Source organism: Variovorax sp. V15 (assembly GCF_041154425.1).
GTDB classification, from domain to species: Bacteria; Pseudomonadota; Gammaproteobacteria; order Burkholderiales; family Burkholderiaceae_C; genus Variovorax; species Variovorax guangxiensis.
In genome coordinates this window covers 6,726,528-6,749,458 of sequence record NZ_AP028659.1, presented here as the reverse complement: position 1 = coordinate 6,749,458, position 22,931 = coordinate 6,726,528, and the positions used below count along the sequence as shown (strand labels likewise).

The 22,931-nt window shown below is 67.8% G+C and carries 20 protein-coding genes; 6 read left to right on the top strand and 14 right to left on the bottom strand.

All coding sequences use genetic code 11. The annotated features are described in order from the left end of the window. Positions 1-44: 44 nt before the first annotated feature. From ACAM57_RS31885 to ACAM57_RS31860, 6 genes are all read right to left on the bottom strand, one after another. Positions 45-941 (bottom strand): pirin family protein, encoded by an 897-nt coding sequence (locus ACAM57_RS31885; protein ID WP_126020784.1) that lies wholly within the window; start codon positions 939-941, stop codon positions 45-47. A 75-nt stretch (positions 942-1,016) separates the two neighbouring features. Next, a complete protein-coding gene (locus ACAM57_RS31880) occupies positions 1,017-1,790 on the bottom strand; it encodes a GNAT family N-acetyltransferase (protein ID WP_126020782.1) in 774 nt (257 codons plus the stop codon). Further along, positions 1,787-3,055: a biosynthetic peptidoglycan transglycosylase gene (locus ACAM57_RS31875; protein ID WP_184639093.1), complete on the bottom strand. Its 1,269-nt coding sequence runs from the start codon at positions 3,053-3,055 to the stop codon at positions 1,787-1,789. Before ACAM57_RS31875 ends, ACAM57_RS31880 begins: the two co-directional genes overlap by 4 nt. A gap of 11 nt (positions 3,056-3,066) precedes the next feature. Next, positions 3,067-3,639: a hypothetical protein gene (locus ACAM57_RS31870; RefSeq protein WP_369660209.1), complete on the bottom strand. Its 573-nt coding sequence runs from the start codon at positions 3,637-3,639 to the stop codon at positions 3,067-3,069. After that, entirely contained in the window at positions 3,620-4,549 is a 930-nt protein-coding gene (gene xrtQ, locus ACAM57_RS31865; protein WP_369660208.1) for an exosortase Q, read from the bottom strand. Before xrtQ ends, ACAM57_RS31870 begins: the two co-directional genes overlap by 20 nt. 22 nt (positions 4,550-4,571) lie before the next feature. Then, positions 4,572-6,632 (bottom strand): VIT domain-containing protein, encoded by a 2,061-nt coding sequence (locus tag ACAM57_RS31860; protein WP_369660207.1) that lies wholly within the window; start codon positions 6,630-6,632, stop codon positions 4,572-4,574. A 204-nt stretch (positions 6,633-6,836) separates the two neighbouring features. On the opposite strand from ACAM57_RS31860, the gene creD reads away from it, so the two are divergent. The 4 genes from creD (at position 6,837) to ACAM57_RS31840 (ending at position 12,758) form a co-directional block, all read left to right on the top strand. Continuing rightward, complete coding sequence (gene creD, locus ACAM57_RS31855) at positions 6,837-8,327, top strand: cell envelope integrity protein CreD (RefSeq protein WP_369660206.1); 1,491 nt, start codon at positions 6,837-6,839, stop codon at positions 8,325-8,327. Between the two features lie 47 nt (positions 8,328-8,374). Further along, positions 8,375-9,616, top strand: a complete 1,242-nt coding sequence (locus tag ACAM57_RS31850) for a glycoside hydrolase family 3 N-terminal domain-containing protein (RefSeq protein WP_369660205.1) — start codon at positions 8,375-8,377, stop codon at positions 9,614-9,616. A 17-nt stretch (positions 9,617-9,633) separates the two neighbouring features. After that, complete coding sequence (locus ACAM57_RS31845; protein ID WP_369660204.1) at positions 9,634-12,039, top strand: penicillin-binding protein 1A; 2,406 nt, start codon at positions 9,634-9,636, stop codon at positions 12,037-12,039. 98 nt (positions 12,040-12,137) lie between these two features. Beyond that, entirely contained in the window at positions 12,138-12,758 is a 621-nt protein-coding gene (locus ACAM57_RS31840) for a hypothetical protein (protein ID WP_369660203.1), read from the top strand. Here the strand turns inward: ACAM57_RS31840 and creC are convergent. Together creC and creB are read right to left on the bottom strand one after the other, a co-directional pair. Further along, positions 12,752-14,194 (bottom strand): two-component system sensor histidine kinase CreC, encoded by a 1,443-nt coding sequence (gene creC, locus ACAM57_RS31835; protein ID WP_369660202.1) that lies wholly within the window; start codon positions 14,192-14,194, stop codon positions 12,752-12,754. The genes ACAM57_RS31840 and creC overlap by 7 nt on opposite strands. After that, entirely contained in the window at positions 14,191-14,985 is a 795-nt protein-coding gene (gene creB, locus ACAM57_RS31830; RefSeq protein ID WP_184639077.1) for a two-component system response regulator CreB, read from the bottom strand. Before creB ends, creC begins: the two co-directional genes overlap by 4 nt. A gap of 566 nt (positions 14,986-15,551) precedes the next feature. On the opposite strand from creB, the gene ACAM57_RS31825 reads away from it, so the two are divergent. Continuing rightward, a complete protein-coding gene (locus ACAM57_RS31825; RefSeq protein ID WP_369660201.1) occupies positions 15,552-16,493 on the top strand; it encodes a YcjF family protein in 942 nt (313 codons plus the stop codon). Between the two features lie 109 nt (positions 16,494-16,602). On the opposite strand, the gene cueR is transcribed toward ACAM57_RS31825, so the two are convergent. Continuing rightward, on the bottom strand, positions 16,603-17,004 hold the full coding sequence (cueR, locus tag ACAM57_RS31820) for a Cu(I)-responsive transcriptional regulator (protein WP_369660200.1): 402 nt from the start codon (positions 17,002-17,004) through the stop codon (positions 16,603-16,605). Then, the gene (locus ACAM57_RS31815; RefSeq protein ID WP_369660199.1) at positions 17,001-17,195 is read right to left on the bottom strand and encodes a heavy-metal-associated domain-containing protein; all 195 of its coding nucleotides are present in this window, start codon (positions 17,193-17,195) and stop codon (positions 17,001-17,003) included. Before ACAM57_RS31815 ends, cueR begins: the two co-directional genes overlap by 4 nt. 161 nt (positions 17,196-17,356) lie before the next feature. Between ACAM57_RS31815 and ACAM57_RS31810 the strand changes: the two genes are divergently transcribed. Beyond that, positions 17,357-19,600 (top strand): heavy metal translocating P-type ATPase, encoded by a 2,244-nt coding sequence (locus ACAM57_RS31810; RefSeq protein WP_369660198.1) that lies wholly within the window; start codon positions 17,357-17,359, stop codon positions 19,598-19,600. A gap of 18 nt (positions 19,601-19,618) precedes the next feature. On the opposite strand, the gene ACAM57_RS31805 is transcribed toward ACAM57_RS31810, so the two are convergent. From ACAM57_RS31805 to ACAM57_RS31790, 4 genes are read right to left on the bottom strand one after another with little or no spacing between them, the layout of a single operon-like run. After that, a complete protein-coding gene (locus tag ACAM57_RS31805) occupies positions 19,619-20,101 on the bottom strand; it encodes an N-acetyltransferase family protein (RefSeq protein ID WP_369660197.1) in 483 nt (160 codons plus the stop codon). Positions 20,102-20,159: 58 nt separating this feature from the next. After that, on the bottom strand, positions 20,160-21,290 hold the full coding sequence (locus tag ACAM57_RS31800) for a sterol desaturase family protein (protein ID WP_369660196.1): 1,131 nt from the start codon (positions 21,288-21,290) through the stop codon (positions 20,160-20,162). Positions 21,291-21,323: 33 nt separating this feature from the next. After that, complete coding sequence (locus ACAM57_RS31795; protein ID WP_369660195.1) at positions 21,324-22,607, bottom strand: beta-ketoacyl synthase; 1,284 nt, start codon at positions 22,605-22,607, stop codon at positions 21,324-21,326. Next, positions 22,604-22,900 (bottom strand): phosphopantetheine-binding protein, encoded by a 297-nt coding sequence (locus ACAM57_RS31790; protein WP_126020746.1) that lies wholly within the window; start codon positions 22,898-22,900, stop codon positions 22,604-22,606. Before ACAM57_RS31790 ends, ACAM57_RS31795 begins: the two co-directional genes overlap by 4 nt. Positions 22,901-22,931 lie beyond the last annotated feature (31 nt).

Below are 22,931 nucleotides of genomic sequence, written 5' to 3'. Positions count from 1 at the left end.
CGTGCCCGATGCCGTCTTCCGGTAGGCGGGCGACTACAGCAGCCTCAGCCCAGCTTCCCGTTCTGGAAGTCGTGCACCGCCTGCCGGATCTGCTCGGGCGTGTTCATCACGAAGGGGCCGTACTGCGCGATGGGTTCGTTGAGCGGCCTGCCGGCAATGAGCAGCGCGCGCGCCGGGCTGTGGTTGGTCGCGCCGGCGCGCAGCACCACGCCGTCGCTGCCCGGGTCGTTGGCGAGGATGGCCATGCGCCGCGTCGGGATCTCGCTGCCCGCGATCCACAGCGATTCGCGGAACACGTAGACCAGGGCGTTGTGGTCCTGCGGCAGCGGCTGCGCGAATTCGGCGTTTGGCGGCAGCTCGATGTCCAGGTAGAGCGGCTCGGTGTGCTCGCGCCGCACGGCGCCTTCGATGCCGTGGCTCGCGCCCGCGATCACGCGCACGCGTGCGCCGCCGGTGGTGGTGAATTCGGGAATCTCCGCGCTCTGGATGTCGCGATACCAGGGCTCGCGCATCTTGTCTTTCGCGGGCAGGTTCAGCCAGAGCTGGAAGCCTTCCATCAGCCCTTCTTCCTGCTCGGGCAGTTCGCTGTGCACGAGGCCGCGGCCGGCGGTCATCCACTGCACGCCGCCGTTTTCCAGCAGTCCTTCGTGGCCCGCGCTGTCGCGGTGGCGCATGCGGCCGGCGATCATGTACGTGACGGTCTCGAAGCCGCGGTGCGGATGGTTGGGGAAGCCGCCGATGTAGTCGCCCGGGTTGTCGCTGCCGAAGGCGTCGAGCATGAGATACGGGTCGAGCCGCTTCTGCAGGGGCTGCTGCAGCACGCGGGTGAGCTTCACGCCGTCGCCATCGCTGGTGGAAACACCGGCCACGATGTGGTCGATGCCGCGCGGCGTGGCGACGGGATCGGTGGGGTGATTGGCGTGGTGGTTGGCGTTCGTCATGCGTCCATGGTGGCACTAACGCCCGCGCCGCGCCACCCGCGCGCTGTCAGCCGACGGCTCGTGCGGCCCGCAGCTTCAGGGCCATTGCTGGCGCTGCCAGTAGCTGTATTTCCACTGCGTCCCGAAGCCGGCGCGGCGGTACAGCGACAGCGCCGCCTGGTTGTTCGCATCGACCTGCAGGAACACGCGCTCGAAGCCCCGTTCCGACGCGGCCTGCGCCAGCCCGGCCAGCACGCGCCCCGCGAGGCCCCGGCCGCGCTGCGCCTGGTCGGTGCGCATGCCGTGCACGCTGGCCCAGCCGTGGCCGAAGGCCATGGCGCCGGCGGCCACGGTGCGGCCGCCCTCGCGCACGCTGGCGTAGAGCGTGCCCTTGGCGCGCGAGAGCATGCGCACGCGATGGGCGCCGTCCACGGGGTCGAAGCCCTCGCCGAGGAACAGGGCCGACCAGGCGTTGTCGGGCGCGCGGTCGACATCGGCCAATGCGCCGCCCGGCGCGGCCACCTGCCGCATGCGCTGCACCGAGCCGATCTGCACGCAGGTGGGGCTGTCGGCCATGTAGTGCCTGCGCTCCAGCTCGGCGCGCAGGCTGTCGAAGCAGGATGCGTCGGCAAGCCGCAGCGCGGGCGCGGCCTTGCGACTGTCGTAGCGGTCCTCGATGCGGTCGAGCGTGGCGGCCTCGACCGCGCCGCGATGCAGCGGCACGGCCGACTTGGCGCGCTTGACGGTGCCGCTGGCGAACGGCAGCAGCCAGCCGTCGATTTCCTCGGTCAGGTCGGGCGACACCGCCGCGATGGTGGCGCGTTCGATGGCTTCGATATCGGTGGCGCCCAGCACGGCTGTGTTCGTCATTGCGTTGCGGCCTCCGGCGCCATGAATTTCGCCGCGGCCACGCTCTTGAGCAGGGCCTCGCGCTGGTTGCGGCTGATTCCGCGGATGCCTTCGGCGATCCATTTGACGCGGTCGGCGTCGATCCGGCCGTCGCGGCGCCATTGCTCGAGCACGGCCTGCGGCTTGTGCAGCATGGCTGCGAGCCACACGGCCTGTGCCGGCTCCAGCGTGCGCGCGCTGCGCTTGAAGTAGCGCCTGGCCGCAGCCTCGGCGCCGCAGAGATTGCCGCCCCAGGGCGCGTTGTCCAGGTACAGCTGCAGGATGCGGGCCTTGCCCAGCGTCTGCTCCATCTCGACCGCGTAGAGCAGTTCGCGCAGCTTGCGCTCGGCCGTGCGGTCGCTGCCCGTCACCAGCAGCTTGGCGAGCTGTTGCGTGAGCGTGCTGCCGCCGCGCCGTGTCTGGCCGGGCTTCTGGTTGTTGTCGATGGAGGCGAGGATTTCCGTCAGGTCGTAGCCGCCGTGGGTGAAGAAGCGCTGGTCTTCGGCGGCGATGACAGCGCGCGCCAGCCAGCTGTCGTTGGCCAGCTTCGCCGAGGGGCCGCAGCTGGTGCGCGCGCCCAACATGGCCTCGGTGCCCAGCCCTTCCACGGTGAATTGGCTGATGGTCGGCTGCACCGCGAAGGTGGCTTCGGGCAGCACGAGCTGGCCCCGCAGCGCCAGCGTGCCGCCGATGCGCGCGCGCTGCAGCTCCGGCAGGGCGGGCACCAGCACCGCGTACCAGCGGGCGATGGGCGCGTCCTGCACGCTGGCGTTGAGGTGGATGTTCTTCGGCATGAGCCTGCCGTCCCAGTGGCCCTGGAGCTGGCTCGCGTCGTTGCTCTGCGGCGTGGCCTCGAAGGTGCCGTTGAGCGTGTTGCCGTCGCGCTTCACCGTGGCGACCAGGCGATCGACGCGGATCGGCTGGGTGCCCAGCGCCGGCACCTCGGCGCTGCAGGGCGCGCACTGCATTTCCAGCAGTTCGCCGGCCGGCTTCCAGGCGAAGCGCACGGTGCCGAATCGGGTGTCGAACGAGCGGCCGTCGAGATACGGCGCGAACCATGTCGAGGTGGCCACGCGCACCGCCGTCGGCACGCCGATCTCGAAATTCAGCGGCCCTGCCTTCACCGTGGTGCTCCATTCGCCGGCAGCCGGCGCGAGCGCCAGCTTGACTATCAAAAAGATAGCTACACAGGCCGTAATGACCAGAGCCAGAAGGCCATAGAGCACGAATCGCAGGGTCTTCTTCACAGGCAGTTTTCTCAGATCGGTCTCGCTACGGTGACAGCTTGCCACGGCCCATGCGATTGGCCGCTGGCTGCTGCCCAGTACCAGCTTGAAGTGTCAGTGAAAGCCGTGCCCCGGGCGTCGACGATGCGCTCGCAGACGCGGATTTTTTGCGCTCCGTGCCGTTGAGCAACAAAACAGCGCCACATGCGCTCGCGCGCGTCGCGTTCCAGGCGCGCCTGTTCGATGCGGTAGCCCAGTGCGCGGTAGCAGTCGGCGGCCGGATGCAGCATGCGCGTGGGCTGGCTGACCTCGCGCATCACCAGCGTCTGGGTGCCGTCGGTCATGCGGCCGATGGCGCCGGGGAAGCGGTCCGCGAAACGCTGCTCCACGTCGCTGAGCGCCAGCGGGCGCAGCGCGGCGCCGTCCCATTCGCTGGGCCATTCGTGCGACGCGACGGCGGGTGCCATCGGTTCCGCCGGCGTACGCAGGGCCGCCATGGCCGACCACAGCATGCACAGCAGCATCGCGAACGCGAAAGCGGTCTTGTGGCCGATGCGGTTGATGAAATGGTTCGCGAACCAGCGCTCAAAGAACGGTGTCGACATGGCGGCCTCCGTGGGTGGTGATCAGGCCCGGAATGGGCAGTTCGGCGGCTTCGGGCTCGGCGCGTGCGGGCACCATCAGCCGGGCGATGGAGCCGCAGACCACCGCCAGCACCACGAGGCCCAGCGTGTTGTGCGCCCACGGGGCGAGCGGATGGCCGGCGCCCTCGAAGGCGATCAGCACGCTGTTGCGCACGATGTTCCCGGCAAGCACCAGCAGGCCGACCATCGGCAGCCGCGCCATGAAGTCCCGGCCGCTGCGCGAAGCCCACAGCGCGACCGCGCAGGCCGTGAAGTAGCCCAGCCACACCATCTGCACGCCCGAGCAGGGCGCATCGACGATCACCAGGCGGCCGTCGACCGCCAGGCTCGCGCCTTCGCGCGCCACCTCGAAGCCCGGCGACAGCAGCCAGCGGCTGACCTCGGCCGTCACCACGCGCAGCGGATAGCCCGCATAGAACTGCAGCGAGGAGAGCAACGGCAGCGCGAGCACCGCGAGGCCGGCCACCGGCAGTGCCGCCACCTTGCGCGGCAGGAAGGCCAGCAGCCCGCAGGCCAGCGCCAGCACCGCGACCAGCCCGGCCGCGAGCGGTGGCAACGCGGGCATGAAGCCGAGCCCCGTGCGCATCAGCGTCGCGAGCACGGTGCCCGCGCCGGCCAGCGCGAGCCAGCCCAGCCGGGGCGACGCGCGCAACTCGCGCCGGCGGCTCCAGGCCAGCGCTGCGAGCGCGACCAGCGCCAGCAGGCCCAGCGGATCGTCGGAGCCGTCGCGCATGCGCTGCGCCATCCACACCCAGGTGGGCATCAGCGCGATGAACTGAAGCCCGATCCAGCCGGCGGCTGGCGTGCGGTCGATGTGGATGCCCCAGTCCACGATGCGCGGATGGCGGTGGGCAAGCATTGCCAGAGACATTCTTTTCTTTCTTACGGATGGATCAGGCAGTGAAGCGGCGCGCGTCGTTGCGGCGCGCGCGGCGGCGCAGCATGGCGAGCATCGACAGCACCACGACGATGGCGCCCAGCGATTCGGGCTCGGGCGTGCTCGGCACCTCGGCGCCGAGCGCCAGCTCGCTCACGCCTTGCGGCAGGGGCAGCGGCTGGTTCACGTCCACGCTGTCCTGCGGCGCCACGTTGCGCACCACCTTGTCGACGGCGATGAAGCTCGTGTATTGGGTGAGCAGGCTGTACCTCAGGCCCAACTCGGTGATGCGGTCCTTCAGGGCCGTGCCGCCTTCCAGCGTCTCCTGGTCGCTCAGGCTCTGGATGCGGTGGCGCGCCCACAGCGTGCGCAGCGCGGCCGTGTCCTGGCGGGTGCTGCCATCGATGCGCACTTCCTGGCGGTAGGGGCCGCTGGCGCTCTGGCCTTCGATGATCACTCGGCCTTTTGCTTCGCCGCGCCACTTGCCGAACACGATCACCGGGCGCTCGCCCAGCACGTCGGGCAGCGCCTGCGGCTCCACGTCGTACACGTCGAGCCCGCCGAAGGTGGCCTTCACGTTCGTGAGCACCGGCGACTCGACCATGCGGCGGAAGCGCGCGGCCTGCTCGGGGGCCTGGACCGGGTCGGTGATGATGAAGGGCTCGCCCATGCCGGCGCGCGCAATGCCTTCCATCAGGCTGCGGTTGACCGAGGAGCCGATGCCGAAGGCGAACACGTTGGCCTTCGACAGGTTGTTGCGCACCAGCTCGAAGGCTTCGCGCTCGACCGTCACGTAGCCGTCGGTCACCACTACCACGGTGCGCGACACGTTCTCTTCCTTGGGTTCTGCATACACGCGCTTGAGCGCCGGAATGAGCTCGGTGCTTCCGCTGCCGCTGTAGTTCTTGATGGTGGCCAGCGCCTGCTCGATGTTGGCGCGCGTGGCCGGCACCGACTTGGGCGAGAGCATCTTGTTGCTGCCCGAAAAGAGCAGCACGTTGAAGGTATCGCTCGGACGCAGGCCGCCGATCAGGCGTTCGAGCACCGTCTTCGCGGTGTCGAGCGGAAAGCCGTGCATCGAGCCCGAGATGTCGACCACGAAGATGTAGTCGCGCGGCGAGATCGCGCTGGCGGCCACGGCCTTGGGCGGCTCGACCATGGCGAGGAAGAAGTTCTCGGCGTTCTCCCCTTGGCCCTTGTAGAGCATCAGGCCCGATTCGATCTTCTCGCCTGCGAGGCGGTAGTCGAGCACGAAGTCGCGGTTGTCGGCGGGGCGGCCATCGGCGGCGAGTGCGATGTCGGCGTGCTGGTCCTCGTCGCTCTTCTTCACGTCGATGGTGTGCGTGGCCGAGCGGATCTCCTTGATGCCCATCGGCGTGTCGATGGTGGCCTTGAGCCTGAAGCTGGTGCCGGCGGCGGTGCCCGCGGGCAGCGTGGGCTGCGCGACCCACTTGGCCTGCGCGTTCTCCGATTGCGGCGAGTTGTAGCGCGGGCCGACCACGGTCGGGAACACGAACTGGTAGTTGCCCGACTGCGGCACCAGCAGCTCGGTGTAGCGCAGCTCCACCTTCACGTCGTCGCCCGGCAGGATGTTGGCGACGTTCATCTGGAACACGTTGGGCAGGTGCTGCTCGAGCAGCGCGGCGGTCTTGCCTTCCTTCTTGGCCGTGTCGTACTCGATCTGCGCCTGCTGCTTCTCGCGGATCTGCGCGGTGATGAGCCGGTCGGCCAGCCGTACGTTGAGGCCGCTCACCGCGGCCTTGGTCGAGCCGGGGAACACGTACTTCGCCTCGATGGCGCGCTGGCCTTCGTTGCGGTAGGTCTGCGTGACCGTCACGTCGGCGATCACGCCCGAGATCTTCACCGAGACCTCGGTGCCCTTGAGGGGCAGGCGGTCGACCGAAGGATCGTCGCTCTTCACGAAGAAATAGGGGCTCTCGGTCTTCAGGCGCGGACCGGCGGGCGCTTCCTGAGCGTGCGCCGGGCGCACGCCCATGGCGATGAAGCCCGCGGTCGCCAGGCTCACGGTGGCGAGCCAGAGCCAGCGGCCGGGACGTGGGGTGGTTTGGGCATCCATGGCGGGGGTCCTTGTCCGTGCGAACTTGCACGGCCGCAACTTTCTCCAGCACGCGAGAAGCCAGTTGGAAGGCGTCTTGAAGTCGCCGACAGCCCGCATCCGCTGTGTGAAGTCTGTGTGAAGCGAGGCGGCCCGGGCCCTTCACACGGCCTTCGGGTCGCGCGGCGAGCATCGCGGCCACCGCTACAGACGAGGAGAGAAAAAATGCTTCAGTTGCTCAGGGTCGTGATGAGTTCCATGCTGGCCAAGGTCGCCGGCCTGCTGTTCCTGCTGCTGCTGCTGTGCATTCCGCTGGGAGAGATCGATTCGATCAACCGCGCACGCGGCGAGAGCCAGCGAGAGGCGGCCAGCGAACTCGCCGCCACCTACGCCGGGCGCCAGACCATGGTCGGCCCGCTGCTGCTGGTGCCCTACGTGGAGCGCTGGATGGAACCGCTGCGCAACGCGCAGGGCAAGGTGATCGGCCAGGAACCGCGCAGCAAGGAAATGGCCCACGTGGTGTTCCCCGACAAGCTGCACATCGAGGGCACGATGGCGCCGCAGGAACGCTATCGCGGCATCTTCAGGATTCCCTTCTACACGCTCGACGCCACGCTCAGCGGCGGCTTTGCCGCCTTCGACCCGAAGGCCGTGTCGCACAGCGAGACCGACTCGAAGATCGAATTCAAGGCCCCGCTCATCGCCTTCAACGTGAGCGACCTGCGCGGCCTCGATGGCTCGCCGACCATGACCATGGGCGGCGAGGCCCTGCGCTTCAGGCAGCGCGTGCCCGGCCTGGATGACGATGCCTGGTTCGCCAACGGCATCCATGCCCCCGTCACCGGCGCCGCGCTCGCCGCGTGGCAGGCCGGCACGCCGATTCCCTTCGAGATGAAGCTGGGCCTGGTCGGACAGGACACGCTCGCCATCGCACCCATCGCCGAAGAAACGACCGCGCACCTGAGCTCGCCCTGGGCACACCCCAGCTTCGGCGGCCGCTTTCTCGCGGCCCAGCGCAGCGTGACGCCGCAGGGCTTCGATGCCCACTGGCGCGTTTCCTCGCTCGTGACCTCGGCGCGCGAACAGGTTCGCGCAGGCCTCTCGGGCCGGGGCGGCGCAGTGGATGTGGCCAGCAGCGCCGACGTGGCAGCGACGGCTGCCCCCGCTGTCCCGGCACGTCGCAACCTGGGCCCTTTGCAGACCTTCGACGTATCGCTCGCTCAGCCCATCAACGTCTATTCGATGAGCACGCGCGCGGGCAAGTACGGCGTGCTCTTCATCGGCCTGGTGCTGATGGCCGCCTTCATGTTCGAGTTGTTCCGCAAGCTGCGCCTGCATCCGATCCAGTACGGCCTGGTGGGCTTGTCGATCGCGCTCTTCTTCCTGCTGCTGCTGGCGCTGTCCGAGAAGTTCGCCTTCTGGATGGCGTACGCGGGCGCCGCCTCGGCAAGCGTCGCGCTGCTGGCCGTGTACTTCAGCGCGGTGCTCGGCGGCTGGCAGCGCGGCCTCTCGTTCGGCGCGTTCGTGGCGCTGCTGTACGGCGCGCTCTACGGCCTGCTGGCTTCGGAAAGCAATGCGCTGCTGCTGGGCGCGCTGCTGATCTTCGGCATGCTGGCCACCTTGATGCTCGTGACGCGCAAGGTCGACTGGTACGCGCTCTCGCGCCGCAGCGAAGCCGCGCCCGTGGCTGTGCCCGAGGCGCAGACGGCCGCATGAGGCTGCTGCGGGTCATCGCTGGTGCATCGGGCTGGCTGGCGCTGGCCGTGCTGTGGTTCTGGGCCTGGCACCTGAAGGACCCGCACCTGCGCTTCATGCGTGCCTGGGAACTGCCGCTGCTGCTGGCTTTTCTTCTTGCGGGCATCGCGCTCGCATGGCGCTACGCACGGGGCAGGCTGCGGCCCGTGGCACTGGGACTGGCATTCGCAGCCCTGCTCACGGCGCTGTGCAACGAAGCGATGTCGCGCCAGCATCGCGCCGAGGTGAATGCGATGGAGGGCCCGCTCGCGCAGGCGATGGGCGCGCATTTCATCGTCGGCTATGACGACGCGAAGGAGCTGCGCGGACTGGCACGCAAGGGACTGATCGGCGGCATCTTCGTCGCCGGCCGCAATGTCAGGGGCCGCACGGCCGAAGAGCTGCGCGACGAGATCGCGGGCCTGCAGGCGCTGCGCCGTTCGGCCGGCCTGCCGCCGCTGGTCGTCGCGACCGACCAGGAAGGCGGCGCTGTCTCCCGCCTGTCCCCATTGATCGAACGCCAGCCCGCGCTCGCCTCGCTTCTCGATGCCGATCTGCCAGAAGACGAACTCGCCCAGCGCGCCCATGCCTACGGCGCGCAACAGGGCAGGGCGCTCGCCGCGCTGGGCATCACGCTCAACTTCAGCCCGGTGGTCGACCTGCGCACCGGCCGTGCGCCGGGCCGCTGGGACTTCCACACCCGCATCGACGAACGCGCCATCTCGGCCGACCCGGCGGTCACCGCGCAGGTGGCGCTCGCTTACGAACTGGGCCTCGAATCGGCTGGCGTGCGAGGCACGCTCAAGCACTTTCCCGGCCTGGCCGGCGTGACCGAGGACACCCACCATTTCGCCGCCGAACTGCGCACGCCGGTCGCCCGGCTCGCGGCGCACGACTGGAAGCCGTTTCAAGACGTATCGAAACATTCGGATGCGGCCATCATGCTGGGCCATGTCATCCTTGAGGAACTCGACGCCGCTTATCCGGTCTCTTTCTCGCGCAAAATCGTACAGCGGGTGATCCGAGGCGAATGGGGCTACCAGGGCCTGCTCGTCACCGACGATCTCACGATGGCCGCGGCCTACAACCGCGGTCTTTGCGACGCCACCGTCCGTGCCCTCGACGCCGGGGTGGATCTTCTTCTTATCGCCTTCGACCACGACAAGTACTTCGACGCGATGCATTGCGCGCAGCGTGCTGCGCGGCAAGGCACGTTCGAGCTCCGGAAGCCGGAACGCGCAGGCGCGCCGCGGCTCCAACCCTTTCGCTAGCCAAACAGGCATTTCCCATGTTCAAACGCACAAACTCCAAGGCTCCCGGCGACGACGGCGCGGCGCCGCGCGATTCCCGCCTCGACTGGAAGCGCATCGCCGGCTGGGGCGCCATCGGTGTCGGCTCCGGCGCGCTGGTGGTGCTGGTCGCGGCCATCGTCGCGGTCGTCACCATCTACCCGAAGCTGCCCGACGTCTCGGAGCTTTCCGACTACCGCCCCAAGCTGCCGCTTCGCGTGTATTCGGCCGAAGGCCAGCTGATCGGCGAATTCGGTGAGGAGCGCCGCAACCTCACGCCTTTCGCCAACATTCCCAAGGTGATGAAGGACGCCGTGCTGGCCGTGGAAGATGCGCGCTTCTACGACCACGGCGGCGTGGACTACAAGGGCTTCCTGCGTGCGGCGGTCGCCAGCCTGAAGGGCGGCCGCAAGCAGGGTGCCTCGACCATCACCATGCAGGTGGCGCGCAACGTGTACCTGACATCCGAGCGGACCATGAGCCGCAAGACCTACGAGATCCTGCTGGCCATGCGGCTGGAGCAGCAGCTCACGAAGGACCAGATCCTCGAGATCTACCTGAACCAGATCTACCTCGGCAACCGCGCCTACGGTTTCGCCGCCGCGGCCGAAACCTACTTCGGCAAGCCGCTGCAGAACATCACCATCGCCGAGGCCGCGATGCTCGCCGGCCTGCCGAAGGCGCCCGGTGCGAACAACCCGGTGGCCAACCCGCGCCGCGCGCGAGCGCGCCAGCTGTACGTGATCGACCGCATGCAGGAGACCGGCTTCATCACCGCCGAGCAGGCGGCGGCCGCGAAGAAGGAAGAGCTGCACCTGCGCGATGCGGCCGACCCCAACCGGCTGCATGCCGAGTACGTTGCCGAGACGGTGCGCCAGATGATGTACGCGCAGTACGGCGACAGCATCTACACCAGCGGCATGAAGGTCTACACCTCGATCGTGGCAGCCGACCAGGCTGCGGCGTACAGGTCGCTGCGCAAGGGCATCATGGACTACGAACGCCGCCAGCCGTACCGCGGGCCCGAGAAATTCGTCGACCTGCCGAGCGAGCAGAAGGAAATCGACGAAGCGGTGGACGACGCGCTGGCCGAGCATCCCGACAACGGCGACGTGATCGCGGCCGTGGTGCTCGATGCGAGCGCGAAGGAAATCAGCGCGGTGCGCGCGAACGGCGAAACCATCCAGATCACGGGCGATGGTTTGAAACCGGCGCAGTCGGGCCTTGCCGCGAAAGCGCCGCCCAATATCAAGATCCGCCGCGGCGCGGTCATCCGCGTGGCGAAGACGCCGAAGAACACCTGGGAAATCACCCAGCTGCCCGAGGTGGAGGGCGCCTTCATCGGCATGGATCCGCGCAGCGGCGCCATCAAGGCGCTGGTGGGCGGCTTCGACTACGGCAAGAACAAGTTCAACCACGTGACGCAGGCCTGGCGCCAGCCGGGTTCGAGCTTCAAGCCCTTCATCTACTCGGCCGCGCTCGAGAAGGGCTTCACGCCCGCCACCGTGGTGAACGACGCGCCGCTGTACTTCGACGCCAGCGCCAACGGCGGCCAGGCCTGGGAACCGAAGAACTTCGAGGGCACCTACGAAGGTCCGATGCCGCTGCGCAACGCGCTGATGAAGTCGAAGAACCTCGTCACGCTGCGCGTGCTGCAGTCCATCGGCACTCCCTATGCGCAGGACTGGGTCACCAGGTTCGGCTTCGACAAGGACAAGCAGCCCGCCAACCTGCCGATGGGCCTGGGCGCGGGCTCGGTCACGCCGATGCAGATGGCGGTGGGCTACTCGGTGTTCGCCAACGGCGGCTACCGCGTCAATCCCTACCTCGTCACGCGCGTCACCGACCTGCGCGACAAGGTCATCATGGAGACCGAGCCGCCGGTGCTCGACGAATCGCGCCGCGCCATCCCGCAGCGCAACGCCTTCATCATGGACTCGCTGCTGCAGAGCGTGGTGCGAAACGGCACCGGCTTCAAGGCCTACCAGGCACTCAAGCGCGACGACCTCTACGGCAAGACCGGCACCACCAACGACTCCTTCGACACCTGGTTCGCGGGCTTCCAGCCGACCATGGTGGGCATCGCATGGGTCGGCTACGACACGCCGCGCCAGCTCGGCGTGCGCGGCGAGACCGGCGGCAGCCTGAGCCTGCCGATCTGGACCGGCTACATGCAGACCGCGCTGCAGGGCGTGCCCGTGACTCACCCGGCCCAGCCCGAGGGCGTGGTGAGCATCGACGGCGAGTGGTACTTCGACGATTTCACGCCGGGCCACAATGTGGCGAGCCTGGGCCTGGAGAGCAGCGACACGCTGCCGCCGCCGGTCGAGCAGCTCACCGGCGCGCCCGTCGGTGCGCCGCCCCCGCCGGAGGAACGCAACCGGATCCTCGATTTCTTCCGGTAGCCGGACTTCTTCGAGAAACCGGAAGCGAAGGCGGGTTCGCGGTGCCTACACTCGGTACCGCTTCCCGCCTTTTCCTTTTTTCTCCTTCTCCCGCATCCATGGAAATCCTCACCCTGGTGGCGCTCGTCGCCGCCGGCTTCTACATCCTCAAGTCCAGGGAACAACGCCTGCGCATCGCCCTGCTGGCGAGCCACCTCGGCCGCTACCAGATCGAAAAGCTGATGGAGAGCCTCACCTCCGGCTACATGCGCTGCCTCGGCGAGGACGACGCCGAGCGCCGCCGCCAGATCTGGCAGATCCTGGACAGCACAGAAGAAAAACTCTCCAGCCAGATCGATGGCTTCGCAGCCGAGTTCTCGCGCATGCCCGAACCCGTCACCCGCGTGAGCAAGCTGCCCGTGGCCATTCCGCTCTTCACCCAATTCTTTCCGTCGGCGGCCTTCGACATGCGCCAGGCGTTGCTCATCCACGCACGCGGCATCGCCGGCGTGATGCGCAACGAAGCAGGCCGCACACCCAAGTCCAAGGCCTACATGATGTCGGCCGAACTGTTCCTGCTGCAGCACACCTGCCACTGGTATTGCCGATCGAAGACGGTGGCGTCGGCGCGCATGATCGGGCAGCACCAGACGCAGTACCTGCAGGCACTGCGTGCGGTGAGCCCGCAGACGCGCGAAGCCTATTGCGCGCTGATCGGGCGGACCAGCTTTCCTCAGTGATGCGATGACGACAACGGCAACGTCAGCGTAGCCACCGCCCCGCCGCGCGATGCATTGCCCAGGTCGATGCGGCCATGGTGCAAGGCCGCGATCTCCTTGACGAAGGCAAGGCCCAGCCCGGTGCTCTTCTTCTGGCTGTGCGGCCTGGCGAGCGAATAGAACTTCTCGAAGACTTTTTCCTGCGCGTATTCCGGAATGCCGGGGCCGTGGTCGCGCACGCTCACGCGGGCCAGCTTGGAAGTGGTTTCGAGGGTGAGCAGCACCTCGCTGTCCAGCGGCGAGAAGTCGATGGCGTTGTCGAGCAGGTTGCTGATGGCGCGGCGCAGCAGGAAGGGGTCGCCTTCGGTGCGGGCTTCGTTGCGGATGTTCACGAGCAGCCTGATGTTGCGCTTCGCGGCCGCAGGCTGCGCGCTCGCGGCGATGTCTTCGATCAGCGCGGCGAGCGACACCGGCTCCGTGCGGTCGAGCGCGCGCCGCGTCTCCAGCGCGGTAAGTTCCATCATGCGGTCGACGATTTCCTGGATGCGTTGGGTCTCGCGCTCGATGTTCTTCAGGAACCGTTCGCGCTCGGCATGCGGCATCGACGGCTCCTGCAGCAGCTCGGCCGCGCCGCGGATGGCGGAGAGCGGGCTCTTCACTTCGTGCGTGAAGGTCTGGACATAGTCGGCCACGTAGTTGCGGCCGGTGAGCGCGTCGCGCATTTCGCTGAAACCTGTGCGCACGCCGTCGATAGCGCGCCTCACCATGCGTGAAAGGCTCAGGCTGCGCTGGGCGCGCACCCAGGTCCAGTAGTCGCGGATCAGGCCGAAGGGCCGCACCAGCCAGACCGAGACGATCAAGGTGAGCAGCAGCAGCGCGAGCGCCGAACCCACGCCGACCCAGATGGTGCGCCCGCGCGCGTCTTCCACGAACTGGCCGAAGCTTTGCACCGGCTTGCCGACGCTGACCATGCCGACGATCTCGTTGTTCCAGCGGATCGGCGCGCCCACGTACATGACCGAGGTGCGCGGATCGCCGTCGACGTCGCGCGATGTGCGCGCGCCGTAAAGGCCGGCGAGCGTGCGGCTCACGTCGCTCCACTTCGAATAGTCGGCGCCGAGATGCCTGCCGAGCGAGTCGAACATGACGCGGCCGTTGCGGTCGGTGACGTACACGCGCAATTCGACGCGGCTCTTGTGCAGGTTGTAGATCTGCGCCGAGAACTCGCGCGCGTAGACGGTGCGGAACAAAGGCTCCAGCCGCGCGGTGTTGATGGCGCCGGCGATCACGTCCTGCTCGACCAGGCTGGCCACGAGCTGCGAGGTTTCTACCAGCGATTCCTCGGCGGATTCGCGATAGCGGGGATCGATATCGGAGACGACGCGATAGAGAAGGAAGGCGATGCCCGCCGTGTAGATCAGCAGGATCCCGATGAAGATGCGCGTGCGCCGTGTCACGACGCCTTGGCGGGCAGTTCTTCGTTCAGCGCGTAGCCGGTGCCGCGCAGCGTGCGGATCGGCTCCACTTCCGGCGCGATCGCCTTGAGCTTGGCGCGCAGGGTCTTGATGTGGGCGTCGACGGTGCGGTCGAAGCTGTCGCTGGAGTCGTCCCAGACGAGTTCGAGCATTTCATCGCGCGTGAAGACGCGGCCGGGGCGCTGCACCAGGAGTCTCAGCAAGCCGTATTCATAGCGCGAGAGTTCGAGCAGCCGGCCGTAGTAGCGAATCTGCATGCGCTCGGTATCCAGTGCGAAGGGCGATACGGGGGCCTGGGAGCCCGCAGGAGCGCCGTTCGCGGCTGTCTGATGCCCCCCCACGTGATTCGTGCTCGCGGCGCCTTGGGGGGCGCCTGAGCCGCTCCTGGCACTGCGTCGCAGGATGGTCCGCACGCGCGCGACCAGTTCCCTTGGAGAAAAGGGCTTGGCGATGTAGTCGTCGGCGCCCAGTTCGAGGCCCACCACGCGGTCTATTTCGTCGCTGCGGGCCGTAAGGAACACCATGGGCACCTCCGGCCCTCCCATGGACTGGTTGAGCGCCTGCAGGCGCTTGAAGAGCTCGAAACCGTTGAGGTCGGGCAGTCCGATGTCCAGGATGGCCAGCGCCGGTGGTTCCTGCGCGAACTGGGCGATCGCTTCCTCGGCCGTGGCGCACCAGACAGGGATGAATCCGTCGCTTTTCAGGACGTATTGCAGCGTGTCGGCGATGCCCGACTCGTCTTCGGCGATCAGGATCCGGGGTTTGAAGCTCATCCACGGATGTTACCGAGGGGAGGACCGGCCGGGAGGGCCGGTTCGCCCCCAGCTTCCGGGACCGGCGCGGCCATTCGCGGCGTTTTTTTCGGGCGCGGCTTTTCCTCTTCTTGTCTTCTTGTTTTTCTTATTCAAATTAGTAGTAGTAGATAAGGGTCGCCTCCCTCTGTGGACATGCCGCTTTTTTCGTTATGCGACAAGCACTTGTCATGCCGCTGTCACTGTGCGCAGCCGCGCTTCCGGTTTGTACCCGCGACATGGACAACATTGGGTAACCCTTCGGGCCTGTGGATAAACCATGCCTTGTTCAAGAAATGTCCCCAGACTTGTCCTTTGACGGCACTTCAGAAATCTGCGAAAGACGGTTTTCGCCCGGAGAAATTCATTGCTGAAAATTTGTGCAAACCGTAGATTTCCATTTGAAATCAATAACTTGCAAGACCCCTACACAGAAGTGCCGACGTTATCCACAGAGTTGCCCAAGGTTTGTGGGGAGAACGCCCGACGGAACCTTCGGACCGCAGCCACGACCCCACCGGATCATTGAAATTGCGGAAATATCGAACATGACACCTTCTGAAACAAAGTCGATCGTTACCCTGAGCCTGCTGGCCGCCTTCGTGGACGGCGAGAAGCACGAGCGCGAGCGCGCCGAGATCAAGCGCATCGCGGAAGGCCTGTCGCAGGCCGACGGGCTCAACCTGCCGACGCTCTACCAGGACGTGCTGATGAAGCGGGTGTCGCTGGTGTCGGTGGCGGGCGAGCTCGAGAGTCCGGAAGCCAGGCAGCTCGCCTACGAAATGGCGGTGTGCGTCTGCGACGCGGACGGCACGCAGTCGGAGGCGGAGCGGATGTTCCTGGCGGACGTGCGCACCTCGCTGGGCCTGGACGCCTCGGCGGCCGCGTTCTCGCAGCAGGCGGAGGAAATCGCCGCGGTGCCGGTGGCAGCTACTGCGGCGGCCGCATCGGTGCCTGCAGCGCCGAAGAGTCCCGACACGGCGGAGCTGGACAAGTCCATCCTCAACGCCTCCATCCTCAACGGCGCGCTCGAGCTGCTGCCCGAGACGCTATCGACCATGGCGATCATTCCGCTGCAGATGAAGCTGGTCTACCGCATCGGCCAGGCCTACGGCTACCAGCTGGACAGCGGACACATCAAGGATTTCCTCGCGACCGTCGGCGTTGGCCTTACCTCGCAGTACCTGGAGCAGGCCGGGCGCAAGCTGCTCGGCGGCTTGCTCGGCAAGGTCGGCGGCGGCCTGCTGCGCGGCCTCGGCAACCAGGCGGTGAGCTCGGGGATGAGCTTCGCGTCGACCTATGCGCTGGGACACGTGGCAAAGCGCTATTACGCTGGCGGCCGCACGCTCTCGGCGCAGATGCTGAAGGACGCGTTCTCGGGCGTGGTGAAGGAAGGGCAGAGCCTGCAGACGCAGTACCTGCCGGCGATCCAGGAAAAGGCCCGCACGCTGGATGCGGGCAAGGTCTTGTCCTTGGTGCGCGGCGCTTGAAGGACTTGTTCCAGGAACACCGTGGAACCGGCTTCGCCGGGCCACAGGTGTTGCCCCCGGCGAGGGGGTAGGCGAAGCGACACGAAGTGCGCGAAGCCTGGGGGAGTACCTAGTTCGCCAGGTCGTCGAGGATCGGGCATTCGGGGCGCGCGTCCCCGTGGCAGCAGTGCACCAGGTGCGCCAGCGTGCTGCGCATGGACTGCATGTCGGCGATGCGCTGCTCCAGTTCGCCAAGGTGCTTCTCGGCGATGCGCTTCACGCTCGAGCTGGCGCGGCGCCGGTTGTTCCACAGCCCGACCAATTCGGCGATTTCCTCCATCGAGAAGCCGAGGTCGCGCGAGCGCTTGATGAAGCGCAGCGTGTGGATGTCGGCCTCGCCGTACTGGCGATAGCCGCTTTCGGTGCGCGCCACCGCCGGCAGCAGGCCCAGGCTCTCGTAGTGGCGGACCATGCGGGCCGACACGCCCGAGCGCTGCGCGGCTTCGCCGATGGAAACCTGGCTCATCGTCATTGAACCGCGTACCCCGCGTTCTCGATCGCGGCCACGATGTCCTTGCGCGGCTGCTCGCTCAGCACGTCGACATGGCCCGTTTCCAGATCGACCGTGACCTGCGCTTCGGGATCCACCGTTTGCACCGCGTTCTGCACTGCGTTCGCGCAGCGGCCGCAGCTCATGCCCGTGACCTGGAATTTCTGGCTCATCGTGTTGCTCCTTGAAAGTAGCTGGTAAAGAGAAGAGAAGTGGCTGGTCTGACGACCGGGGAACCCGCAGTTTGAACCCTCTCACGATGTCAATGTCCAGCGCAGGGGCTCTGAATTTTTCCGCTTGACCTTGACATGGTGTGAGGCTTTAGCCTCGGCACATGGAAAAACTTCAGCTCCAGCAAACCCCCGGTACCGCCACGCTCGACCTGTCCGTCGGCGGAATGACCTGCGCCTCCTGCGTCATGCGAGTCGAGCGTGCCTTGAAGAACGTGCCCGGCGTGCAGGACGTGAGCGTGAATCTCGCGACCGAATCGGCCCGCGTGGTGACGTCCGGCGACGATGACATGGATGTCCGGCTGCGCCGCGCCGTGCGCGCCGCCGGTTACGAGCCTCGGGCGGCGAGCGAGGCCGCGGACGAAGCAACGCTGTCGCCCTGGGCCGGCTTCGCCCCGGTCGCCATCGGCCTTGCGCTGTCGATTCCGCTGATGGCGCCGATGCTGGGCGACCTCATCGGGCTCGACTGGATGCTGCCGCCGTGGGTGCAACTGCTGCTCGCGACGCCGGTGCAGTTCTGGCTGGGCGCGCGCTTCTATCGCGCGGGCTGGCATGCAGTGAAGGCGCGCACCGGCAACATGGATCTGCTGGTCGCACTTGGCACCAGCGCGGCCTTCGGGCTTTCGCTATGGCTCTGGTGGCGTGCGACCACCGGCGAGCATGCGGGCCACGGCATGGTGCCGCACCTGTACTTCGAGGCTTCGGCGGTGGTGATCACGCTGGTTCTGCTCGGCAAGTGGCTGGAGGCGCGCGCCAAGCGCCAGGCCACGTCCGCGATCCGCGCGCTGCAGCAATTGCGGCCCGAGGTGGCGCACCTGCTCGACGCACGCGGCAAGGAAAGCGACGTGCCGCTGGCCGAGGTGATGGTGGGCGACCGTCTCGCGGTGCGTCCCGGCGAGCGCGTACCGGCCGACGCGAAGGTGGTCGAAGGACATTCCGAGGTCGACGAATCGATGCTCACCGGTGAGCCGCTGCCTGTGGCCAAGGGCCCGGGCGATGCGCTGACCGGTGGCGCGGTGAACGGCGACGGCCGCATGGTCGTCGAGGTGAGCGCGGTCGGCGCCGAGAGCGTGCTGGCGCGCATCATCCGCCTGGTCGAGGACGCGCAGGCCGCGAAGGCGCCCATCCAGCGGCTGGTGGACAAGGTCGCCGCCGTGTTCGTGCCGGTGGTGCTGCTGATCGCGCTGGCCACCTTCGCAGGCTGGATGCTGGCGGGCGCCGGCATCGAGACCGCGCTGATCCATGCGGTGGCGGTGCTCGTCATCGCCTGCCCATGTGCGCTGGGCCTTGCAACGCCCGTGGCTGTGATGGCGGGCACCGGCGTGGCGGCTCGGCATGGCGTTCTGATCAAGGATGCGCGTGCCCTGGAGATCGCCCACCGCGTCGATACCGTGGCCTTCGACAAGACCGGCACGCTGACCATCGGCCGTCCGGTGCTCACCGCGCTGGTGCCCGTGGCCGGCGCCGCGGCTTCGCAAGATCAGTTGCTGGCCACCGCCGCGAGCCTGCAAGGCGGCAGCGAGCATCCGCTGGCCAAGGCCGTGCTGTCGGCCGCCGCGCAGCGCAACCTGCAGGTGCCAGCGCTGGGTGCGATGCAGGCTTCGCCGGGCCGTGGCGTGCGCGGCGAAGTCGAGGGCGTCCAATGGGCCATCGCCAGCCTGCGCTGGTGCCGTGAGCTCGATGCGATGCCAAATGCCGAAGAAGTGGAGCGCCTGCAATCGCAAGGCGCGACGGTTTCCGCGCTGCTGCGCTTCGACGAAGCCGGTGCCGCGCAGGTGCAGGCCCTGCTCGCCTTCGCCGACGAGCCCAAGCCACAGGCCGCTGAAGCCATCCGCACGTTGCGGGCGCGCGGCCTGCGGGTGGTGATGATCTCGGGCGACAACCTGCGCGCGGCGCGGGCCATGGCTGCACGGCTGGGCATCGCGGCCGAGGATGTGCGCGCCGATGTGCTGCCTGCAGACAAGGCCGCGCAGGTCGCCGCGCTCAGGAGCAACGGGCATGTCGTCGCGATGGTCGGCGATGGCGCCAACGATGCACCCGCACTGGCAGCGGCCGATGTCGGCATCGCGATGGCGCCTTCGGGCGGCGGCACCGACGTGGCGATGGAAGCAGCCGGCATCACGCTCATGCGTGGCGATCTCGCGCTGGTCGCGCAGGCCTTCGAGCTTTCGGGCCGCACGGTGGCGAAGATCAGGCAGAACCTGTTCTGGGCCTTCGCCTACAACGTCGCCGGCATTCCGCTCGCCGCCTTCGGCCTGCTGAGCCCGGTGGTGGCCGGTGCGGCGATGGCGCTGTCGAGCGTGAGCGTGATGGCGAATGCGCTGCTGCTGCGTCGCTGGAAGCCCTGAGCCTGTTGCGCTTGCCGCTCAGTCGAGCAGCAGCGCCATGATGTGGTCGTCGATGGCCTGCGCATCCGTGGCGCGCTTGTAGAACCTGCGCAGCGTGCCTTCGCGTTCGAAACCGAGCTTTTCGTAGAAGCGCAGCGCCGGTGCGTTGTCGCTTTCCACGATGAGCTCGATGCGCCTGACGCCGTCCGCTTTCAGCCGCTCGATTGCATCCGTGACCATTGCCAGCGCGATGCCCTGGCCATGCAGTGCGGGGTTTACAGCCAGCGTGCCGAGGCTGGCCACGTGCCGCACACGGCCCGGGTAGCGCGAGGCCCGGTAGAAGCCGGCGATGCGGCCGTCGCGTTCGTAGACGAAGAAGTCGCCACCATCGAGCAGCTGCCGGTAGATCGGCCTGAAGTCTTCCAGCGGCATCGGGTCGTAGCCCAGGTAGGGCACGACCTTCTCGTGCATGTAGAGGGCGAAGACGGTGTCGATGTCTTCGGGAGTGGCCAGCCTGCGCATGATGGGTGCCCCGCAACGGTGAAGGCGCCGAGCATAGCGGGCGGCGTATGCGTGGCGGTCAGCCGAAGAGAAGTACCGCCGAGATCGCCAGAAGCGCCGCCTGCGCACACCACGCCCATCGCAGACGCAGCCGCGAATCGAGCACCGCGCCGATGGACCAGAAGCCGCCGACCGAGAGTGCAAGAAGCGTCAGCCCGGTGTGGAAGGCGAGATCGTCCGCGCGCCAGAGAAAGGCCAGCGTCACGCCGACCCAGCATGCGAAGTGGAGGGCCGCCGACGCGACCTGTGGACGCGTGAGCACGGGGGCGTGGATGTGCATGGCTTCTTCCAGCGAGAACGCGGGTTCCGGAAAGCGCGCAGCCACGTCGGCCGGCCGCCAGCCCGGCGGCTTGAACCACACGGCGATCTTGTCTCGCCAGCGCTTCGCGTGCCAGGCATCGCGCAGCAGCGGCATGTAGGGGCCGAGGATCGCGCGCATCGGGTCGAAGCTCGCGAGCGCCTTGCGCGTGCCGTAGACGCACCGTTCGGTCTCTTCGGCGAACGTGCCGAACATGCGGTCCCACACCACGAGCATGCCGCCGTAGTTGCGGTCGATGTACTGGTCGTTCACCGCGTGATGCACGCGGTGGTTCGAAGGTGAGGAGAACACGCGGTCGAACCAGCCCAGCTTGCCGATGTGCTCGGTGTGGATCCAGAACTGGTAGACCAGCACGATCAGCCCCGCGAGCCCGAACTGTTCCGGCGGCACGCCGATCACCGCCATCGGCAGGTAGAAGGCCCAGCCGAGAAAGGCCACCGTGCTTTCCTGCCGCAGCGCGGTGGAGAAGTTGAAGTGCTGGCTCTGGTGGTGCACGGAGTGCGCGGCCCAGAAGACGGCCGACTCGTGCCCCGCGCGGTGCAGCCAGTAGTCGAAGAAGTCGAACAGCAGCACCGCAGCGATCCAGCCCATGGCGCTGTCCCAGAAGGCGGGCCGCGTCCAGATCGCGACCAGCGGATAGATCAGCGCGTAGAGGCCGATCTGGAAGAGCTGCGTGCACACCGAGAGCGCCTGGCTCAGCAGTCCCTGGCTCAGGCTGCCGATGGTGTCGCCGAAGCGGTAGGTGTTGCGCCGCTTCAGCCAGCCCCATGCGAACTCGCACGCCATGAGCAGCGCGAACACCGGCACGACGAAAACAACCAGCCGGTGCACCGCGCGATTTTTCAGGAAGCGTTCAGTGAATCTTCAGCGATCGGACGCGCGGCCAGCCACGATGACGGCGTTGGTGCCGCCAAAAGCGAAGGAATTGGACAGTGCGTAACGCATGCCCTTGGCCTCGCGAGCCTCGCCTTGCACGAAGTCGAGATCGAAGGCGGCGTCGGGCGTCTGCAGATTGGCGATGGGCGGCAGCGCTTCGCGTGCCAGCGCGCGCAGCGTCGCGACGAGCTCGATCGCGCCGCCGCCGCCGAGCACGTGGCCGTGGATCGCCTTGGTCGCGCTCACCGGCACGGTGTTGCCGAACACTTCGCGGATCGACGCGGCCTCGGCTGCATCGCCGGCCGAGGTGGCCGTGCCGTGCGCGTTGATGTGGCCGATCTCGGAAGGCTCGATGCCCGCGTCGCGCAGCGCGGCGCGCATCACGCGCACCTGGCCCGCGGTGTCGGGGTTGGTGATGTGCGTGCCGTCGCAGTTGGTGGCGTAGCCTGCGAGCACGAAGGGCGCGGCTTCGGCGCCGCGCGCAGCGGCGTGCGCTTCGGATTCGAGCACCAGCGCGGCGGCGCCCTCGCCGATGGCGAAGCCCGCGCGGTCGCCCGAGAAGGGCCGGCATGCGGTCGAAGGCGCATCCGCCGGCGGCGGCGCCATCACGCGCATGGCGTGCCAGCTGGCCATCACGCCGGGCGTGAGCATGGCGTCGTGGCCGCCGACGATGGCGACGTCGATCCAGCCGCCGCGGATGGCGCGCATCGCCTCGCCGATGGCCACGGCCGAGGAGGCGCAGGCACAGGCATAGGCGATGCCCGAGCCGCGCGCGCCGAAGTGCAGGGCGAGCTCGGCCACGGCGGCGTTGGGCATCACGGTGAGCACGGTGGTCGGGCGCATGCGGCGCTGTTCGCCGTAGAGCGTGCTGGTGGTGTTGTCGAAGGTGCCGGCGCCCGCGAGGCCGCTGCCCCAGAAGATGCCGAGACGGTCGCGGTCGATGCTGTCGAGGTCGATCTTCGCTTCGCCGGCGGCGTCCTGCGCGGCGGCCAGTGCCATGGCGGTGCCGCGATCCAGTGGCAGGCGGGAGGTGCTGCGTACGCCGTTCGAGTCGAAGTCGCAGGCCGCGACGGCCAGCGTCATCGGGTCCATGCCCTGGATCTCCAGCGTCTGCGCGCGCACGGCAGAGCGCCCCGCGAACAGGGCCTCGTCGAAGGCCTCCACGGTGCGGCCGATGGGCGTGACGAAGCCGATGCCGCTCACACGCACGGGTGCGGATGCGGCGCGCGCGGCGGAGGCCGCGAGCACGGAGTGAGCGGCGCCGCTGCTCATGCGGTTGCTTCGGCGGGCTGGGCCGCAACAGCGCCGGCGCTCTCCGCGTCGATCACTTCGCACAGGCGCTGCAGCGTGATGCCGGCTTCGCGCGGGTCGAGACGCTCTTCGGGAATGCGCAGGTGGAAAGCGTCCTCGACGGCGAAGACGAACTCCATCAGCGCGAGCGAGTCGAGGCCGAGGTCGGTCAGCGCGGTGGCGGGCGAGATGGCTGCGGGGTCGACGCGGAAGTCGGTCTGCAGGATCGCCGCGATGCTGTTGAAGGTGGGCGAGGAGAGATCGGAAGAAGACATGGAAATGCTTTCCTTTCGGACGTGGTCGAAG

What these genes read in the sequence shown, in the direction of transcription:
- ACAM57_RS31885 (WP_126020784.1), bottom strand. Translation starts at nt 941, where the DNA reads ATGACGAACGCCAACCACCACGCCAATCACCCCACCGATCCCGTCGCC.
- ACAM57_RS31880 (WP_126020782.1), bottom strand. Translation starts at nt 1,790, where the DNA reads ATGACGAACACAGCCGTGCTGGGCGCCACCGATATCGAAGCCATCGAA.
- ACAM57_RS31870 (WP_369660209.1), bottom strand. Translation starts at nt 3,639, where the DNA reads ATGTCGACACCGTTCTTTGAGCGCTGGTTCGCGAACCATTTCATCAAC.
- xrtQ (WP_369660208.1), bottom strand. Translation starts at nt 4,549, where the DNA reads ATGTCTCTGGCAATGCTTGCCCACCGCCATCCGCGCATCGTGGACTGG.
- ACAM57_RS31860 (WP_369660207.1), bottom strand. Translation starts at nt 6,632, where the DNA reads ATGGATGCCCAAACCACCCCACGTCCCGGCCGCTGGCTCTGGCTCGCC.
- creD (WP_369660206.1), top strand. Translation starts at nt 6,837, where the DNA reads ATGCTTCAGTTGCTCAGGGTCGTGATGAGTTCCATGCTGGCCAAGGTC.
- ACAM57_RS31845 (WP_369660204.1), top strand. Translation starts at nt 9,634, where the DNA reads ATGTTCAAACGCACAAACTCCAAGGCTCCCGGCGACGACGGCGCGGCG.
- ACAM57_RS31840 (WP_369660203.1), top strand. Translation starts at nt 12,138, where the DNA reads ATGGAAATCCTCACCCTGGTGGCGCTCGTCGCCGCCGGCTTCTACATC.
- creB (WP_184639077.1), bottom strand. Translation starts at nt 14,985, where the DNA reads ATGAGCTTCAAACCCCGGATCCTGATCGCCGAAGACGAGTCGGGCATC.
- ACAM57_RS31825 (WP_369660201.1), top strand. Translation starts at nt 15,552, where the DNA reads ATGACACCTTCTGAAACAAAGTCGATCGTTACCCTGAGCCTGCTGGCC.
- cueR (WP_369660200.1), bottom strand. Translation starts at nt 17,004, where the DNA reads ATGACGATGAGCCAGGTTTCCATCGGCGAAGCCGCGCAGCGCTCGGGC.
- ACAM57_RS31815 (WP_369660199.1), bottom strand. Translation starts at nt 17,195, where the DNA reads ATGAGCCAGAAATTCCAGGTCACGGGCATGAGCTGCGGCCGCTGCGCG.
- ACAM57_RS31810 (WP_369660198.1), top strand. Translation starts at nt 17,357, where the DNA reads ATGGAAAAACTTCAGCTCCAGCAAACCCCCGGTACCGCCACGCTCGAC.
- ACAM57_RS31805 (WP_369660197.1), bottom strand. Translation starts at nt 20,101, where the DNA reads ATGCGCAGGCTGGCCACTCCCGAAGACATCGACACCGTCTTCGCCCTC.
- ACAM57_RS31795 (WP_369660195.1), bottom strand. Translation starts at nt 22,607, where the DNA reads ATGAGCAGCGGCGCCGCTCACTCCGTGCTCGCGGCCTCCGCCGCGCGC.
- ACAM57_RS31790 (WP_126020746.1), bottom strand. Translation starts at nt 22,900, where the DNA reads ATGTCTTCTTCCGATCTCTCCTCGCCCACCTTCAACAGCATCGCGGCG.